At 62.2% G+C, this 13,501-nt stretch carries 20 protein-coding genes; all 20 read right to left on the reverse strand.

What is annotated here, in order from left to right; genetic code table 11:
• Positions 1 to 8: 8 nt before the first annotated feature.
• Complete coding sequence (locus U8326_RS07745; RefSeq protein WP_324743392.1) at positions 9 to 752, reverse strand: hypothetical protein; 744 nt, start codon at positions 750 to 752, stop codon at positions 9 to 11.
• Between the two features lie 115 nt (positions 753 to 867).
• A complete protein-coding gene (locus tag U8326_RS07750; protein WP_324743393.1) occupies positions 868 to 1,425 on the reverse strand; it encodes a hypothetical protein in 558 nt (185 codons plus the stop codon).
• A 127-nt stretch (positions 1,426 to 1,552) separates the two neighbouring features.
• Positions 1,553 to 3,658 carry a prolyl oligopeptidase family serine peptidase gene (locus tag U8326_RS07755; RefSeq protein WP_324743395.1) on the reverse strand — a complete coding sequence of 702 codons (2,106 nt, stop codon included), beginning with the start codon at positions 3,656 to 3,658 and terminating at the stop codon, positions 1,553 to 1,555.
• A gap of 153 nt (positions 3,659 to 3,811) precedes the next feature.
• Positions 3,812 to 4,231 carry a 50S ribosomal protein L17 gene (gene rplQ, locus U8326_RS07760; protein ID WP_324743396.1) on the reverse strand — a complete coding sequence of 140 codons (420 nt, stop codon included), beginning with the start codon at positions 4,229 to 4,231 and terminating at the stop codon, positions 3,812 to 3,814.
• Between the two features lie 81 nt (positions 4,232 to 4,312).
• On the reverse strand, positions 4,313 to 5,368 hold the full coding sequence (locus U8326_RS07765) for a DNA-directed RNA polymerase subunit alpha (protein WP_324743397.1): 1,056 nt from the start codon (positions 5,366 to 5,368) through the stop codon (positions 4,313 to 4,315).
• Between the two features lie 110 nt (positions 5,369 to 5,478).
• Complete coding sequence (rpsK, locus tag U8326_RS07770; protein ID WP_054530236.1) at positions 5,479 to 5,868, reverse strand: 30S ribosomal protein S11; 390 nt, start codon at positions 5,866 to 5,868, stop codon at positions 5,479 to 5,481.
• Positions 5,869 to 5,922: 54 nt separating this feature from the next.
• Positions 5,923 to 6,291 (reverse strand): 30S ribosomal protein S13, encoded by a 369-nt coding sequence (rpsM, locus tag U8326_RS07775; protein WP_324743399.1) that lies wholly within the window; start codon positions 6,289 to 6,291, stop codon positions 5,923 to 5,925.
• A 351-nt stretch (positions 6,292 to 6,642) separates the two neighbouring features.
• Entirely contained in the window at positions 6,643 to 7,299 is a 657-nt protein-coding gene (locus U8326_RS07780; protein ID WP_324743401.1) for an adenylate kinase, read from the reverse strand.
• A gap of 26 nt (positions 7,300 to 7,325) precedes the next feature.
• A complete protein-coding gene (gene secY / locus U8326_RS07785; protein WP_324743402.1) occupies positions 7,326 to 8,690 on the reverse strand; it encodes a preprotein translocase subunit SecY in 1,365 nt (454 codons plus the stop codon).
• 120 nt (positions 8,691 to 8,810) lie between these two features.
• On the reverse strand, positions 8,811 to 9,293 hold the full coding sequence (gene rplO / locus U8326_RS07790; protein WP_324743404.1) for a 50S ribosomal protein L15: 483 nt from the start codon (positions 9,291 to 9,293) through the stop codon (positions 8,811 to 8,813).
• A gap of 74 nt (positions 9,294 to 9,367) precedes the next feature.
• A complete protein-coding gene (rpmD, locus tag U8326_RS07795) occupies positions 9,368 to 9,544 on the reverse strand; it encodes a 50S ribosomal protein L30 (RefSeq protein WP_324743405.1) in 177 nt (58 codons plus the stop codon).
• 5 nt (positions 9,545 to 9,549) lie between these two features.
• Complete coding sequence (rpsE, locus tag U8326_RS07800) at positions 9,550 to 10,281, reverse strand: 30S ribosomal protein S5 (protein ID WP_324743554.1); 732 nt, start codon at positions 10,279 to 10,281, stop codon at positions 9,550 to 9,552.
• A gap of 2 nt (positions 10,282 to 10,283) precedes the next feature.
• On the reverse strand, positions 10,284 to 10,628 hold the full coding sequence (rplR, locus tag U8326_RS07805) for a 50S ribosomal protein L18 (RefSeq protein ID WP_324743407.1): 345 nt from the start codon (positions 10,626 to 10,628) through the stop codon (positions 10,284 to 10,286).
• Between the two features lies 1 nt (position 10,629).
• Positions 10,630 to 11,163 carry a 50S ribosomal protein L6 gene (gene rplF, locus U8326_RS07810; protein WP_324743409.1) on the reverse strand — a complete coding sequence of 178 codons (534 nt, stop codon included), beginning with the start codon at positions 11,161 to 11,163 and terminating at the stop codon, positions 10,630 to 10,632.
• Positions 11,163 to 11,558, reverse strand: a complete 396-nt coding sequence (gene rpsH / locus U8326_RS07815) for a 30S ribosomal protein S8 (protein ID WP_324743410.1) — start codon at positions 11,556 to 11,558, stop codon at positions 11,163 to 11,165. Before rpsH ends, rplF begins: the two co-directional genes overlap by 1 nt.
• 10 nt (positions 11,559 to 11,568) lie before the next feature.
• The gene (rpsN, locus tag U8326_RS07820) at positions 11,569 to 11,874 is read right to left on the reverse strand and encodes a 30S ribosomal protein S14 (RefSeq protein WP_324743411.1); all 306 of its coding nucleotides are present in this window, start codon (positions 11,872 to 11,874) and stop codon (positions 11,569 to 11,571) included.
• A gap of 27 nt (positions 11,875 to 11,901) precedes the next feature.
• Complete coding sequence (gene rplE, locus U8326_RS07825) at positions 11,902 to 12,480, reverse strand: 50S ribosomal protein L5 (RefSeq protein ID WP_324743412.1); 579 nt, start codon at positions 12,478 to 12,480, stop codon at positions 11,902 to 11,904.
• Positions 12,473 to 12,793, reverse strand: coding sequence for a 50S ribosomal protein L24 (gene rplX / locus U8326_RS07830; RefSeq protein ID WP_324743414.1), 321 nt, complete (start codon positions 12,791 to 12,793; stop codon positions 12,473 to 12,475). Before rplX ends, rplE begins: the two co-directional genes overlap by 8 nt.
• Positions 12,793 to 13,161: a 50S ribosomal protein L14 gene (gene rplN / locus U8326_RS07835; RefSeq protein ID WP_055918032.1), complete on the reverse strand. Its 369-nt coding sequence runs from the start codon at positions 13,159 to 13,161 to the stop codon at positions 12,793 to 12,795. Before rplN ends, rplX begins: the two co-directional genes overlap by 1 nt.
• Before the next feature lie 68 nt (positions 13,162 to 13,229).
• The gene (gene rpsQ, locus U8326_RS07840) at positions 13,230 to 13,499 is read right to left on the reverse strand and encodes a 30S ribosomal protein S17 (protein ID WP_324743416.1); all 270 of its coding nucleotides are present in this window, start codon (positions 13,497 to 13,499) and stop codon (positions 13,230 to 13,232) included.
• Between the last annotated feature and the right edge of the window lie 2 nt (positions 13,500 to 13,501).

A 13,501-nucleotide genomic window follows, 5' to 3' on the forward strand; every position in this document is an offset into this window, starting at 1 on the left:
TCGCGGACTTAAACCCCGCCGTCGAAATCCGGAACATCGGCCGTGCGGTATCGTCCGTCATCGCCGTTTCGAGCGGAGCCTTGCTCCCGCGCGCGGGCATAATCCCCGTCCCGCCACTGGCGATCGTCGGAACCGGCTCCCGCAATGCTCCTATCGAGCCGGACGTCGCCTATCCGGCCATCGTTGCCGATCTCGCAGCTGAATTCCCGTCCGTTGCGCAAGGTGCCCTCCACCCGCCAGCCATCAGCGGTGCGGGCGACATTATCGACATCATCGACCTGCTCGCGCCGCTCGACTTCGCGGACGCACATATCGGCGGCGCGATCCATGCCGCGCCCATCGGAATACCCGCCCCGATCATCCCGATCCCCGCGATAATCGTATGGGCGATCGCGCGAGGGATAGTCCTCCGCGCGATAATCGCGGTCCGGATAGTCGGGGTAGCGCTCGGTCTCGCGCTGCCGCTTGCTGTTGCTGGCGGCGCTGGCGATGGCCGCGATGCCGCCCAGGATCAGCACGCCGGCGATGACATCGCCCGTATCGATACCGCCGCCGCGATGCCTGCCCCAGCGGCGATAATCGCGATAATTGTTGGCGGTTTCATGCCGAACGTCCCAGCCCTGCGCAGCGACGGGGCTTGGCAATCCGCCTTGGGCTGCCGGAAGCGGAGCGGCGGAAGCCGGCGCAGCCGCCATCGAGAAGGCTGAGATCAGGGCTGTTGCGGAAGCGAAGCGGGAAAGAAGACGCGCCATATGGGCAGTCCTTCAAATGGAGCGCGGCAGGATACCGCGCTCTGGGGTGGAAAATAGGCGGCCCAGGCTTGCTTGAGCCTGAACCGCCTGGATCTTTGCAAGATCGCGCAGCCTGTCAGAGACCACGGATATTCTTGAAGTCCACGTCTACAACGCGTCCATAACGAACCTTGCAGGTGAAGCTGCCGGCATCGTAACCGCGATAGTTGGCGTTCCATCCACGGTAATCATTGTTCCAGCCGCGGCCATACTGGCGATCGCCGCTGCGCCACGCGCGGCCCATATTGTTCACCGCGATCCGGCCCTTCACGTCATAGCCATCGCGCTTGCGGTTGATCTGGCGAACGTCGGTCACCTTGGCGCGGCCATAGCTGTAGCGGCTCGCCTGATTTTCGGCGGTGCGGACGCACATATCGACGGCCTGGCGCGAGTTGTCGCGCCGCCCGTAACGATCATTGTAGTTGTAGCGGTTGCCGCCATAATCATAACGGTCCCGATCGTTCTTGGAGGCGGAAGCCGCGACCGCGGCAATGCCGCCGATAATCAGGGCGCCCGCGATAATCTCGCCCGCGCCGATGCCGTCGCCGCTGCGGGCATAGGCGGGGGAGAGCGAAGTCATCGCCATCGCGCCAGCCGCGACGGTTCCGACCAGGGCTTTGGAAATGGTCTTCATGGCATCATCCTCTTCAATCGGAGCGGAACTGCTCCGGATGAGGATGGTCTATCGAATCGTCACTGAGATCGGACTGAACCTCGCTGACAGCCAATGTTCATAAAAAGCGTTTCTTTTATGAACACCCTTATTGCTCCGTTGCCGGCAAGGCCAATCCCGTCCACTCCGCAAGGAACGCCAGAATATCGGCCCCCTCGCCGATCACCTTGTCGGTCGGCTTGCCGGAACCATGCCCGGCCCCAGTCTCGATGCGGATGATATGCGGCTTGCCGCCAATATCGGCTGCCTGGAGAGCCGCCGCATATTTGAAGCTATGCCCCGGCACCACGCGGTCGTCGGTGTCGGCGGTGCTGACGATTACCGCCGGATAGTCCACCCCATTGCGAATATTGTGATAGGGCGAATAGGCGCGCAGGACATGGAAATCCCGCTCTTTTGACGGATAGCCATAGTCATCGACCCAATAGCGCCCGGCGGTCCACCGATCGAACCGCAGCATATCCATCACTCCCACGGACGCATGCGCGGCATCGAACAGATCAGGGCGCTGATTGACGACCGCGCCCACCAGCAGGCCGCCATTGGACCGGCCTTCGATGGCAAGCCCATGCGGCGAGGCGATGCCTTCCTGCTTGAGATATTCGCCGGCGGCGATGAAATCGTCGAACACGTTCTGCTTGTTGCCAAGCCGGCCGGCATCATGCCAGGCCCGGCCATATTCCCCGCCGCCCCGGATATTGGCCATCGCGAAGGCGCCGCCCGCCTCCAGCCAGGCCATGCGCAAGGGCGAGAAACCGGGCGTCAGGGCGATGTCGAACCCGCCATAGCCGTAAAGCATGGTCGGCACCGGAATGCCCGCCGCCGCCACGGACTTCTTGCGCACCAGGAACATCGGCACCTTTGTACCATCCTTCGAGGTGTAGAAACGCTGCTCGACCGCGTATTCCTCGGGATCGAAAGTCAGCTTCGGCTCCGCAAACGCGCTCGTTTTGCCGGTGGTGAGGTCCATCCGGTAGATCCCGGCAGGCCGATTGAAGCTGGCGAAGCTGAAGAATGTCTCCGGATCGCCGGGCTTGCCCTTGAAGCCGCTCGCCGTTCCGAGGCCATTCAGGCGGATTTCGTCGACACCCTTCCCGCCGAAATTGAAGATGAGCGCGCGCGATGCCGCATCCTTGAGATAGGACACCACCAGGCGATCCCCCACCAGCGACGCACCGACGATCGTTTCTTCCAGCTGCGGGATGACCTGCGTCCATTCGGGCTTCTTCGCATCGAGATTTATCACCATCACCCGATAGCGCGGCGCATCCTGATTGGTGACGAACCACAAGGCCCCGCCCACGCCGTCGATCAAATTCCAGGCATTGTCGAAACCGTTCACCAGCGTGCGCGCCGCCCAGCCCGATTTCCCGCGCTGCGCCAGATCGATGACATGCACTTCGTAGCGCGCGTCCGTGCCCAAAGAGCTTGTAATCACCGCCCATCGGCCATCATGCGTGACCTCGGCCTGATGGCTGCGCTCGGGATGATCGGGAGTGGCGAAGACCAGCTCATCCTGATCCTGCGAGGTTCCGAGGCGATGGAACCAGATTGCCTGATTGTAGTTCCGGCTCTGGAAATCCTGCCCTTCTTCCGGCTTCGGAAAGCGCGAATAGAAGAAGCCTTCCTTCCCGGCCCAGGCAAGATTGGTGAACTTGGCCCAGCGCAGCTCCTCGGGAAGATCCTGGCCGCTTTTCACATCCATGATTTTCAGGCGGCGCCAGTCGCTGCCGTCTTCCTGAATGCTGTAAACCAGATAGCGCCCATCGGGGGACGCCTTCCACGCATCGAGCGCGGTGGTGCCGTCCGCCGACCATTCGTTCGGATCGAGCAGAAGGCGCGGTTCGGCTTTCAGGCCGTTGCGGACATAAAGCTGCGACTGCTTCTGCAGTCCGGAATTGCGGGTGTAGAAATAGCGCTTTCCCGCCTTCTCCGGGATGGAGAACCGCTCGTAATCCAGCAAGGACGCGATCTTCGCCTTGAACCAGCTTCTCGCGGGGAGCTTGTCCAGATAGGCATATGTTACCGCGTTCTCGCGCGCCACCCAGTCCGCCACTTCCGGGGTGCTGCGCACATCCCCTTCCAGCCAGCGGTAGGGATCGGCGATCTTCTCCCCGAATATGGTTTCCACGATCTCGTCGCGGCGGGTTTCGGGATAGGACAGCGTGCTCACGGTTTCCTGCTCTGTTTCCATGGCGTTCGAAGAGGCACAGAAGAGAACCGAAACGGCCCCCAAAGCGAGGCTCGCGCAACGAAACATAAGGCGGCTCCCAAAGGAAAAGGCGGCTGCGAACTTACCATTCGCAACCGCCCTTTCAATAAGCCGGCGGATCGGATCGGCAAGCGATCAGGCCGCCTCGAATTCCTCTGCGTTCTGGACCGGGCCGCTGTCCTGACCCTTGGCGTCCACATCGCGGTCGACCAGCTCGATGATCGCAACCGAGGCCGCGTCGGAAGCGCGGATACCGGCCTTGATGATGCGGGTATAACCGCCCTCGCGACCGGCGTAGCGCTCGGCCAGAACTTCGAACAGCTTGCGCTCCTGCGTCTCGTCCATCAGGCGCGAGTGGGCCAGACGGCGGTTGGAAAGGCCGCCACGCTTCGCCAGCGTAATCAGCTTTTCGACATAGGGCCGCAATTCGCGCGCCTTGGCCGTGGTGGTCTGGATCTGCTCATGCTTGATGAGCGCGGCGGCAAGGTTCCGCAGAAGAGCGCGGCGGTGGCCGCTCTTGCGCTGGAGCTTACGCCCGGCGAGTTTGTGACGCATATCTCATTCCTTCGTTCGTAAGGGGCCCGTATGAGGTAGCCCGGTCCTGGCGGCCAATGGGGCGGCCGCCGATACCCGTTATCAGCCGAGAAGCTCCTGCTCGAGCTTCTTGGCCATTTCCTCGATATTCTCGGGCGGCCAGCCCGGAATATCCATGCCGAGGCGCAGCCCCATGCTCGACAGCACTTCCTTGATCTCGTTCAGGGACTTGCGGCCGAAGTTCGGCGTGCGCAGCATCTCGGCCTCGGTCTTCTGGACCAGATCGCCGATATAGATGATGTTGTCGTTCTTGAGGCAGTTGGCGGAACGGACCGACAGCTCAAGCTCGTCCACCTTCTTGAGAAGATAGCGGTTGAGCTGATTGGTGTCGCTCTCTTCCGGCTGCGCCGCAACGCCGATCAGCGGAGAAGCGCCCTGCGGGATCGCATCCTCGAAGTGGACGAACAGGGCAAGCTGATCCTGCAGGATGCGCGCGGCATAGGCCACGGCGTCTTCCGGGGTGACGGTGCCATCGGTTTCGACCGTCAGGCTCAGCTTGTCGAAGTCCAGCTCCTGGCCAACTCGGGCATTGTCGACCTTGTAGCTGACCTGGCGAACCGGCGAATACAGCGAGTCGACCGGGATCAGGCCGATCGGCGCATCGACCGGGCGGTTGGAAACCGCGGGAACGTAACCCTTGCCGGTATCGGCCGTGAGTTCCATGTTCAGCGTCGCGCCTTCGTCGAGATGGCAGATCACGAGATCCTTGTTCATCACCTCGATATCACCGCTGACCGCGATATCGCCCGCGCGCACCTCGGCCGGGCCGGTCGCCGAAAGCTGAAGCCGCTTCGGGCCTTCGCCTTCCATCTTGAGCGCGATCTGCTTGACGTTGAGGACGATGTCGGTGACGTCTTCGCGCACGCCCGCAAGCGAAGAAAACTCGTGCAGCACGTTTTCGATCTTGATCGAAGTGATCGCGGCGCCCTGCAGCGAGGACAGCAGCACGCGCCGCAGGGCGTTGCCCAGCGTCAGACCGAAGCCACGCTCCAGCGGTTCAGCTACAAAGGTGGCCTTGCGCTTGCCATCGCCAGTGGGCTTGATGTCGAGGCTGTTGGGCTTCTTCAGTTCCTGCCAGTTCTTGATGTTGACGGACATGTAATTCCCCTAGGGTTCATTCTGGCGGGAACGGCCATCGGAGCTTCTTGCGTAGCGCCGCGGCCGATCCGAAGGATGACGGCCTCGTCAGGCCGCCAGACAGGTTCGACTTAAACGCGGCGACGCTTGGAAGGCCGCACCCCGTTATGCGGGATCGGCGTAACGTCCCGGATCGAGGTGATGGTGAAACCGACCGCCTGCAGCGCGCGCAACGCGCTTTCACGGCCGGACCCCGGTCCCTTTACTTCGACTTCAAGAGTGCGGACGCCATGTTCAGCGGCCTTCTTGCCAGCATCGTCGGCCGCGACCTGCGCGGCATAGGGAGTGGACTTGCGGCTGCCCTTGAAGCCCATCATCCCCGCCGAGGACCAGCTGATCGCATTGCCCTGGGCGTCGGTGATGGTAATCATGGTATTATTGAAGCTGGCGTTCACATGGGCGACGCCGCTGGTGATGTTCTTGCGTTCCCGCCTTTTGATGCGCTGGGGTTCGCGTGCCATGGTTCGTATCCTGTCGTAAGAATGGAAGAGAAGCGTAAGACCGAAGTCAGCCGCTTACTTCTTCTTGCCGGCGATCGGCTTCGCCTTGCCCTTGCGGGTGCGGGCATTGGTGTGAGTGCGCTGTCCACGAACAGGCAAGCCCTTGCGATGACGCAGGCCGCGATAGCAGGCCAGGTCCATCAGGCGCTTGATGTTCATCGCGGTTTCACGGCGAAGGTCGCCTTCGACGACATGATCGGCGTCAATGGCTTCACGGATCTGCAGCACTTCCGCGTCGGACAGATCCTGAACGCGGCGGCTGTGGTCAATGCCCAGCTTGTCCGCGATCTTCTTCGCGGCGGCCGGACCGATTCCATGAATATAGGTGAGCGCGACAATCACGCGCTTGTTGGTGGGGATATTTACCCCGGCAATACGAGCCACTTATTTCTCCTGCTCCACAGAGGCGACGGACAATCCCGAAGGAACAGGCCGCGATCTCTATCTCAACGCGCTAGACACACCGATCCGAAAGAGGTGCGCAATGGCAAAAAGTCCGGTTGGCGCATCCAGAAATGCCGCCTGCCGGACTACCCCGCTCTTCTCGAATGAAATTGCCAGTTAGAACGATTCGTGCGCCGCGTCAACCGATCAGATCGCATATATGCCGACGCTGCCGTAAACCAGCGGTCACAGCGTATTTAAGATGGATTCACCATAGCCGATCGATCAGGCGCCGTCAAAGCAGAGTCGACGGAGAATGGGCGCCATGCCCCGGAACGCCGATACCGAACTTCAAACAGGAGCCCCGGCGACAATGCTTTCGAGCGACGCCGTCACTGCGTCGATATCGGCCATCCCGTCGATCCGGCGGACGATCCCGCGCGCCTCGTAGAAGGGCAGGATCGGCGCGGTCTTGGCACGGTATTCGGCCATGCGGGTGCGGACGGTTTCTTCGTTATCGTCGGGCCGCCGCTTGAAATCATGCCCGCCGCACTTGTCGCAAGTGCCGGGCTGCGCCGGTTGCTCGAACTTGTCGTGATAGCCCTTGCCGCAGGTCGCACAGCTGAAACGGCCGGTGATGCGCTCCACCAGCGCATCCTCATCCACATCGAGTTCGACGACGTAGTCGAGCGAGCGGTCGTGACTGGCGAGGATCGCATCGAGCGATTCCGCCTGCGCCACCGTGCGGGGATAGCCGTCGAAGATCACGCCTGCCGAAGCGCCCAGCGCAGTCAGTTCGGCGTCGATCAGGGCCGAAACGATCTCGTCGGAAACGAGTTCGCCCCGCTCCATCACCGCCTTGGCCTGAAGCCCGACCGGAGTCTCCGCCTTGACCGCGGCGCGCAGCATGTCGCCGGTCGACAATTGGCGCATACCGTGACGGTCCACCAGACGCTGCGCCTGAGTGCCCTTGCCTGCCCCCGGCGGCCCAAGAAGAATGATATTCACCTCTCGCTCTCCTCCCGGCCCATCTGTCAGCGCAAGCGGCCCTTGAGTTTAGCCTTCTTGATAAGATCACCATATTGATGGGCCAACAGGTGAGACTGGATCTGGGTAATGGTGTCCACAGTCACGTTCACGACGATCAGCAGGCTGGTACCGCCCAGGAAGAGCTGCACGCCCGTCTGCGCGATCATATATTCCGGAATGACGCAGACCAGGGTCAGATAGGCCGCGCCGATCACCGTGATGCGGGTGAGCACGTAGTCCAGATAGTCGGACGTGTTCTTGCCCGGACGGATGCCCGGAACGAACCCGCCGTTCTTCTTCAGATTGTCGGCGGTTTCCTCGGGATTGAAGACGACCGCCGTATAGAAGAAGGTGAAGAAGATGATGCCCGCGGCATAGAGCGCCATATAGATCGGCTGGCCATGCTGCAGATACTGGTTGAGCAGGACGATGAAGCTGCCCGTCGTGCTGTCCGGGCTGACCGAATTGCCCGCGAACTGGGTGATGGTCAGCGGCAGCAGCAGCAGCGAGCTGGCGAAGATCGGCGGAATGACGCCCGCGGTGTTGAGCTTGAGCGGCAAGTGGCTCCGATCCGCCTGCATCATGCCGCGCTGGCTCGCTCGCTTGGGATACTGGATCAGCACCCTGCGCTGCGCCCGCTCCATGAACGCAATGAAAAGGATCAGGCCGACGATCATGAGCACCAGGCCCACGATCACGAAAGTGCTGATCGAGCCGGAACGGCCGCCTTCGAAAAGATTGGCGATGAATGTCGGGAACTGGGCGACGATGCCGGCCATGATAATCAGCGACACGCCGTTGCCGATGCCCCGGCTGGTGATCTGCTCACCCAGCCAGAGGAGGAACATGGTGCCGCCGACAAGGCTTATCACCGCGCCGACGCGGAACATGTAGCCCGGCTGGACCACGGCCTGCAGCCCGCTCTGCGCGCCATATGCCTCAAGCCCCGACGCCAGGAACCATCCCTGGACGATGGTGAGGAACACCGCGCCGTAGCGGGTATACTGGTTGAGCTTCTTGCGCCCGCTCTCGCCCTCTTTCTTGAGGGCCATCAGCGACGGATGCAGGGACGCCGCCAGCTGCACCACGATGGACGAGGTGATATAGGGCATCACGCCCAGCGCGATGAGGCTCATGCGCTCCAGGCTGCCGCCCGAAAACGCATTGAAGATATCGAGGATGCCGCCCCTGGTCTGGTTGTAGAGCGATTCCAGCACCAGCGGATTAACGCCAGGCAGCGGCACGAAGCTGAGGAAGCGGAAAATGATGAGCGCGCCCACCGTGAACCAGATGCGCTTCTTGAGCTCCGTAGCCTTGGAGAAATTGGCGAGACTCAGATTGCTCGCAAGATTGTCCGCGCGTGATGCCATGGAAATAAACCAGCCTTGCTGAGGCCCCGACCCCGTTTGGACTGGCCTCGCCTATAGTGAGGCCTGCCATATAGCGATGGAGCGGGGATTCAAGAACCCCCGCCCGAAAACTCCGGGGATTTATTCTGCCGCTTCAGCCTTCGCAGGCACAGTGACCTCGACCGAACCGCCAGCCTTCTCGACCGCGGCAACCGCGGACTTGCTGGCCCCGGCCACCTTGAAGCTGGCCTTGGCCTTCAGTTCACCCTTGGCGAGCAGACGAACGCCGTCCTTGCCGCCACGAGCCAGGCCCGCGGCCTGCAGTGCTTCATGGTCGATCAGCTTGCCGGCATCGAGCTTGCCCGCGTCGATGAACTTCTGGATCATGCCAAGGTTCACCTCGGCGTAGTCCTTGGCGAACGGATTGTTGAAGCCACGCTTCGGAATCCGCATGTGCAGCGGCATCTGGCCACCTTCGAAGCCATTGACGCTCACGCCCGAACGGGACTTGGCGCCCTTCTGGCCGCGGCCAGCGGTCTTGCCCTTGCCCGAACCGATACCACGGCCCACACGCATGCGGCCCTTCCGGGCACCGGCATTATCCCGCAGATCATTGAGTTTCATGATGTTGCACTCGCTTTCGCTTTAATTCGCGCTGAAAAGGAAGTGACGTCCCGTAAAACCGGACGCCACCGAAATCAATCGAGAACCGCCACCATATGCGGCAGCTTCGCGATCGCGCCCCGCACTTCCGGGGTGTCCTCGACTTCCACGACCCGGTGCATCTTGCCGAGGCCAAGCCCCACCAGAATCTTCTTCTGGCTTTCCGGGCGACGGATCGGAGAGCCGATCTGCTTGATCTTGATCTTCGCCATCGTAGTCACTCCACAATCGCGGCGGCTTCGGCTTCCGCCTCGACCTCGCTGGCGCCGCCACGGCCGAGCAGGTCGGCGACCTTCTTGCCGCGCCGCTGCGCCACCGACCTCGGCGAGGTCTGGCTGACCAGCGCGTCGAAGGTGGCGCGGATCATGTTGTAGGGGTTGGAGGTGCCGACCGACTTTGTCACCACATCCGCCACGCCCAGGCTTTCGAACACGGCGCGCATCGGGCCGCCCGCGATGATGCCCGTGCCGGCCGGAGCCGAACGGACATTGACCTTGCCCGCGCCGAAACGGCCCTTGCCGTCATGATGCAGGGTGCGACCTTCCTTGAGCGGAACGCGAACCATCTTCTTCTTGGCCGAAGCAGTCGCCTTGGTGATCGCTTCCGGCACTTCGCGGGCCTTGCCATGGCCGAAGCCCACCCGGCCCTTGCCGTCGCCGACCACGACCAGCGCGGCGAAGCCGAAGCGCTTGCCGCCCTTCACGGTCTTGGAAACGCGGTTGATGTGGACGAGCTTCTCGATCAGCTCCTCGCCACCCTCTTCCTCGTTGCCGCCCCGTCCGCGACGGTCGTCGCGGCGCCCACGGCCACCGCGCTCGCCACGGTCGTCACGCCGGCCACGGCCGCGACCACGGCCCTCACGGGCCTCTTCCTGGGGAGCGGCGGCAATGCCAGCGGCTTCCGGAGCTTCGACCGCCGGGGTCTGTTCGATATTGTTTTCGTCAGCCATCATCAGAACTCCAGCCCGCCTTCGCGAGCGGCGTCAGCCAGCGCCTTCACGCGGCCATGGAACAGAAAGCCGCCGCGATCGAACACGACGGTGGTCACGCCCGCCTTCTTGGCAGCCTCGGCAATGTCCTTGCCTACCTGCACGGCCGCATCGACATTCGCGCCGGTGGACTTGCCGCCCAGCGTGGACGCAGCGGCAAGGGTCCGCCCCTGCGCATCGTCGATGATCTGCGCATAGATATGCTTGCCCGAGCGGTGGACGGACAAACGCGGGCGCACACCGCCGCGAGCCTTCAACGCCGTGCGAACACGGCGCCGGCGACGTTCGAAAAGGGAAAGCTTGGCCATCTTACTTCTTCTTCCCTTCCTTGCGGAAGATATACTCGCCGCGATACTTGATGCCCTTGCCCTTGTAAGGCTCGGGCTTGCGCCAGCGACGGATTTCCGCAGCGACCTGACCGACCTTCTGCTTGTCGATCCCGCTGATCTCGACGGTGGTGTTGTCCGGCGTCTTCACCTCAATGCCTTCCGGCACGGGAAAATCGACATCATGGCTGTAACCGAGCTGCAGCTTCAGGGTCTTGCCCTGGGCATTGGCGCGATAACCGACGCCGGTGATCTCAAGGACCTTGGTGTAACCGTCCGTCACGCCCGTCACGAGGTTCTGCACCAGCGTGCGCTGCATGCCCCAGAAGGAGCGGGCGCGCTTGGTGTCGTTGGCGGGCTGCACCGAAATGCTGCCTTCGCCGATCTCGTAGGTCACGTCATCTGCGAGGCTCAGCGTGAGAGTGCCCTTCGGGCCTTTCACGGTGAGGGTTCCATCCGCGATATCGGCGGTGACGCCGCTCGGGATGGTAACCGGCTTTTTGCCGATGCGGCTCATCAGAACACCTCCGCCAGCACTTCGCCGCCGACGTTGTGGGCGCGCGCTTCGGCATCCGAAAGCACGCCGCGCGGCGTCGACACGATGGTGATGCCCAGGCCGTTGCGCACGATCGGGAGCTCCTTGCTGCCCGAATAGACCCGACGGCCGGGCTTGGAGACGCGAGCGACATGCTTGATCGCCGGCTCGCCTTCGAAATACTTCAGTTCGATCCGCAGCGTCTTGTGCTTGCCGGTCAGGTCTTCGCTGTAGCCGCGAATGTAACCTTCGCGCTGGAGAACCTCGAGCACGTTGGCACGCAGCTTGGAAGCCGGCGTAAGGACGGAATCCTTCTTCGCCTGCTGGCCGTTGCGGATACGGGTGAGCATATCACCCAGGGGATCGGTCATCGCCATGTAGAGATCCTTACCAGCTCGACTTGGTCACGCCCGGAATCAAGCCCTTGTTGGCGAGATCCCTAAGTTCGATACGGCAAAGCCCGAACTTGCGATAATAGGCACGCGGACGGCCGGTGGTGGTGCAGCGATTGCGCACCCGGGTCGGGTTAGCGTTGCGCGGGATTTCCGCCAGCTTGAGGCGCGCGATCAGACGCTCGCTTTCATCGAGCGACTTGTCGTCCGCGATCGCCTTGAGCTTCGCGTACTTGCCCGCATACTTCTTCACAAGCTTCTTGCGACGCTCGTTCTTGTTGATGGAACTCAGTTTCGCCATGGACTTAAGCTCTCTTCCTTCGGCGGCTCACGCCGCTTCCTTCTCTTCCTGCTCGGCAGGGAACGGGAAACCAAACAGGCGCAGCAATTCGCGGGCCTCTTCATCGGTCTTCGCGGTGGTGGTCACAATGATGTCCATCCCGCGAACCTTCTCGATCTTGTCGTAGCTGATCTCCGGAAAGATGATCTGCTCCTTGATGCCCATCGCATAATTGCCGCGACCGTCGAAGCTCTTCGGGTTCAAACCGCGGAAGTCGCGGATACGGGGCATGGCAATCGTGACCAGGCGATCGAGAAATTCATACATGCGCTCACGGCGCAGGGTGACCTTGCAGCCGATCGGCATGCCTTCACGCAGCTTGAACTGCGCGATCGACTTGCGAGCCTTGGTGATTACCGGCTTCTGGCCGGAAATCAGCTCCATTTCCTCGGCTGCGGTCTGGACCTTCTTCTTGTCCTGGCTGGCCTCGCCCACGCCCATGTTCAGCGTGATCTTTTCCAGCTTCGGAACTTCGAAGCGGTTGTTGTAACCGAACTTCTCGGTCATCGCCTTGACGATCTCGTCGTCATAGCGATGACGAAGGCGCGGAGTGTATTTGTCAGCCATCGATCGTCTCCCCGGACTTCACGGCGACACGGGTCTTCCTGCCGTCCTTCACCTCGAACCGCACGCGGGTGGGCTTGCCGTCCTTGGGATCGGCCAGCGCGACCTTGGAGATCGCGAGCGGAGCGGGCGCGCGGTCGATGCCGCCCTGTGGATTGAGCTGGCTCGGCTTGCGGTGACGGGCGGCGATGTTCACGCCATCGACCACCACCTTGCCATCCTTGGGCAGCACCTGAACCACCGTCCCGGTGCGGCCCTTGTCCTTGCCGGACAGGACGACGACGCTGTCACCCTTCCTGATCTTCGCGGCAGCCATCACAGCACCTCCGGAGCGAGCGAGATGATCTTCATGAAGCCCTTGGAACGCAGCTCGCGAACCACCGGGCCGAAGATACGGGTGCCGATCGGCTCCTCGTTCTTGTTGACGAGAACCGCGGCATTGCTGTCGAAGCGGATGACGCTTCCGTCGGGACGGCGAACGTCCTTGCGGGTGCGCACGATAACCGCGCGGTGAACGTCGCCCTTCTTCACGCGAGCGCGGGGCTGCGCCTCCTTGACGGAGACGACGATCACGTCGCCGACGCCGGCGGTGCGGCGCTTGGAGCCGCCCAGCACCTTGATGCACTGGACGCGCTTCGCGCCGCTGTTGTCCGCGACGTCGAGGTTGGATTGCATCTGGATCATCGATCCGGTTCCTTCTCAATCGGCTTGCCGAAACCAGTCCGGCAGTTCCAAACTACTCGTGGCTATGCTCAGACGTCGGCTTCGACCGCCGTGCCCTTGCCAGCCTGCACGCGATCGATCACCCGCCAGGTCTTGGTCTTCGAAATCGGGCGGGTCTCCTCGATCCGCACGGTTTCGCCGGCCTTGTAGGCGTTGTCCTCGTCGTGGGCATGATACTTCTTCGAGCGGCGGATGATCTTCCCGTAGAGCGGGTGCTTCACCTTCCGTTCGACCTTCACGGTCACGGTCTTGTCGGTCTTGTCGGAGACGACGGTCCCGATCAGGATACGTTTCGGCATCG

The sequence above is a fragment of the Tsuneonella sp. CC-YZS046 genome, assembly GCF_035581365.1.
Taxonomy (GTDB): Bacteria; Pseudomonadota; Alphaproteobacteria; order Sphingomonadales; family Sphingomonadaceae; genus JAWKXU01.

What these genes read in the sequence shown, in the direction of transcription:
- rpsK (WP_054530236.1), bottom strand. Translation starts at nt 5,868, where the DNA reads ATGGCACGCGAACCCCAGCGCATCAAAAGGCGGGAACGCAAGAACATC.
- rplF (WP_324743409.1), bottom strand. Translation starts at nt 11,163, where the DNA reads ATGAGCCGCATCGGCAAAAAGCCGGTTACCATCCCGAGCGGCGTCACC.
- U8326_RS07750 (WP_324743393.1), bottom strand. Translation starts at nt 1,425, where the DNA reads ATGAAGACCATTTCCAAAGCCCTGGTCGGAACCGTCGCGGCTGGCGCG.
- rpsH (WP_324743410.1), bottom strand. Translation starts at nt 11,558, where the DNA reads ATGGCGATGACCGATCCCCTGGGTGATATGCTCACCCGTATCCGCAAC.
- U8326_RS07755 (WP_324743395.1), bottom strand. Translation starts at nt 3,658, where the DNA reads ATGGAAACAGAGCAGGAAACCGTGAGCACGCTGTCCTATCCCGAAACC.
- rplE (WP_324743412.1), bottom strand. Translation starts at nt 12,480, where the DNA reads ATGGCTGACAAATACACTCCGCGCCTTCGTCATCGCTATGACGACGAG.
- secY (WP_324743402.1), bottom strand. Translation starts at nt 8,690, where the DNA reads ATGGCATCACGCGCGGACAATCTTGCGAGCAATCTGAGTCTCGCCAAT.
- rpmD (WP_324743405.1), bottom strand. Translation starts at nt 9,544, where the DNA reads ATGGCGAAGATCAAGATCAAGCAGATCGGCTCTCCGATCCGTCGCCCG.
- rplX (WP_324743414.1), bottom strand. Translation starts at nt 12,793, where the DNA reads ATGGCTGCCGCGAAGATCAGGAAGGGTGACAGCGTCGTCGTCCTGTCC.
- rpsN (WP_324743411.1), bottom strand. Translation starts at nt 11,874, where the DNA reads ATGGCGAAACTGAGTTCCATCAACAAGAACGAGCGTCGCAAGAAGCTT.
- rplQ (WP_324743396.1), bottom strand. Translation starts at nt 4,231, where the DNA reads ATGCGTCACAAACTCGCCGGGCGTAAGCTCCAGCGCAAGAGCGGCCAC.
- rplN (WP_055918032.1), bottom strand. Translation starts at nt 13,161, where the DNA reads ATGATCCAGATGCAATCCAACCTCGACGTCGCGGACAACAGCGGCGCG.
- U8326_RS07745 (WP_324743392.1), bottom strand. Translation starts at nt 752, where the DNA reads ATGGCGCGTCTTCTTTCCCGCTTCGCTTCCGCAACAGCCCTGATCTCA.
- rplO (WP_324743404.1), bottom strand. Translation starts at nt 9,293, where the DNA reads ATGAAACTCAATGATCTGCGGGATAATGCCGGTGCCCGGAAGGGCCGC.
- rplR (WP_324743407.1), bottom strand. Translation starts at nt 10,628, where the DNA reads ATGGCCAAGCTTTCCCTTTTCGAACGTCGCCGGCGCCGTGTTCGCACG.
- rpsE (WP_324743554.1), bottom strand. Translation starts at nt 10,281, where the DNA reads ATGGCTGACGAAAACAATATCGAACAGACCCCGGCGGTCGAAGCTCCG.
- U8326_RS07765 (WP_324743397.1), bottom strand. Translation starts at nt 5,368, where the DNA reads ATGTCCGTCAACATCAAGAACTGGCAGGAACTGAAGAAGCCCAACAGC.
- rpsQ (WP_324743416.1), bottom strand. Translation starts at nt 13,499, where the DNA reads ATGCCGAAACGTATCCTGATCGGGACCGTCGTCTCCGACAAGACCGAC.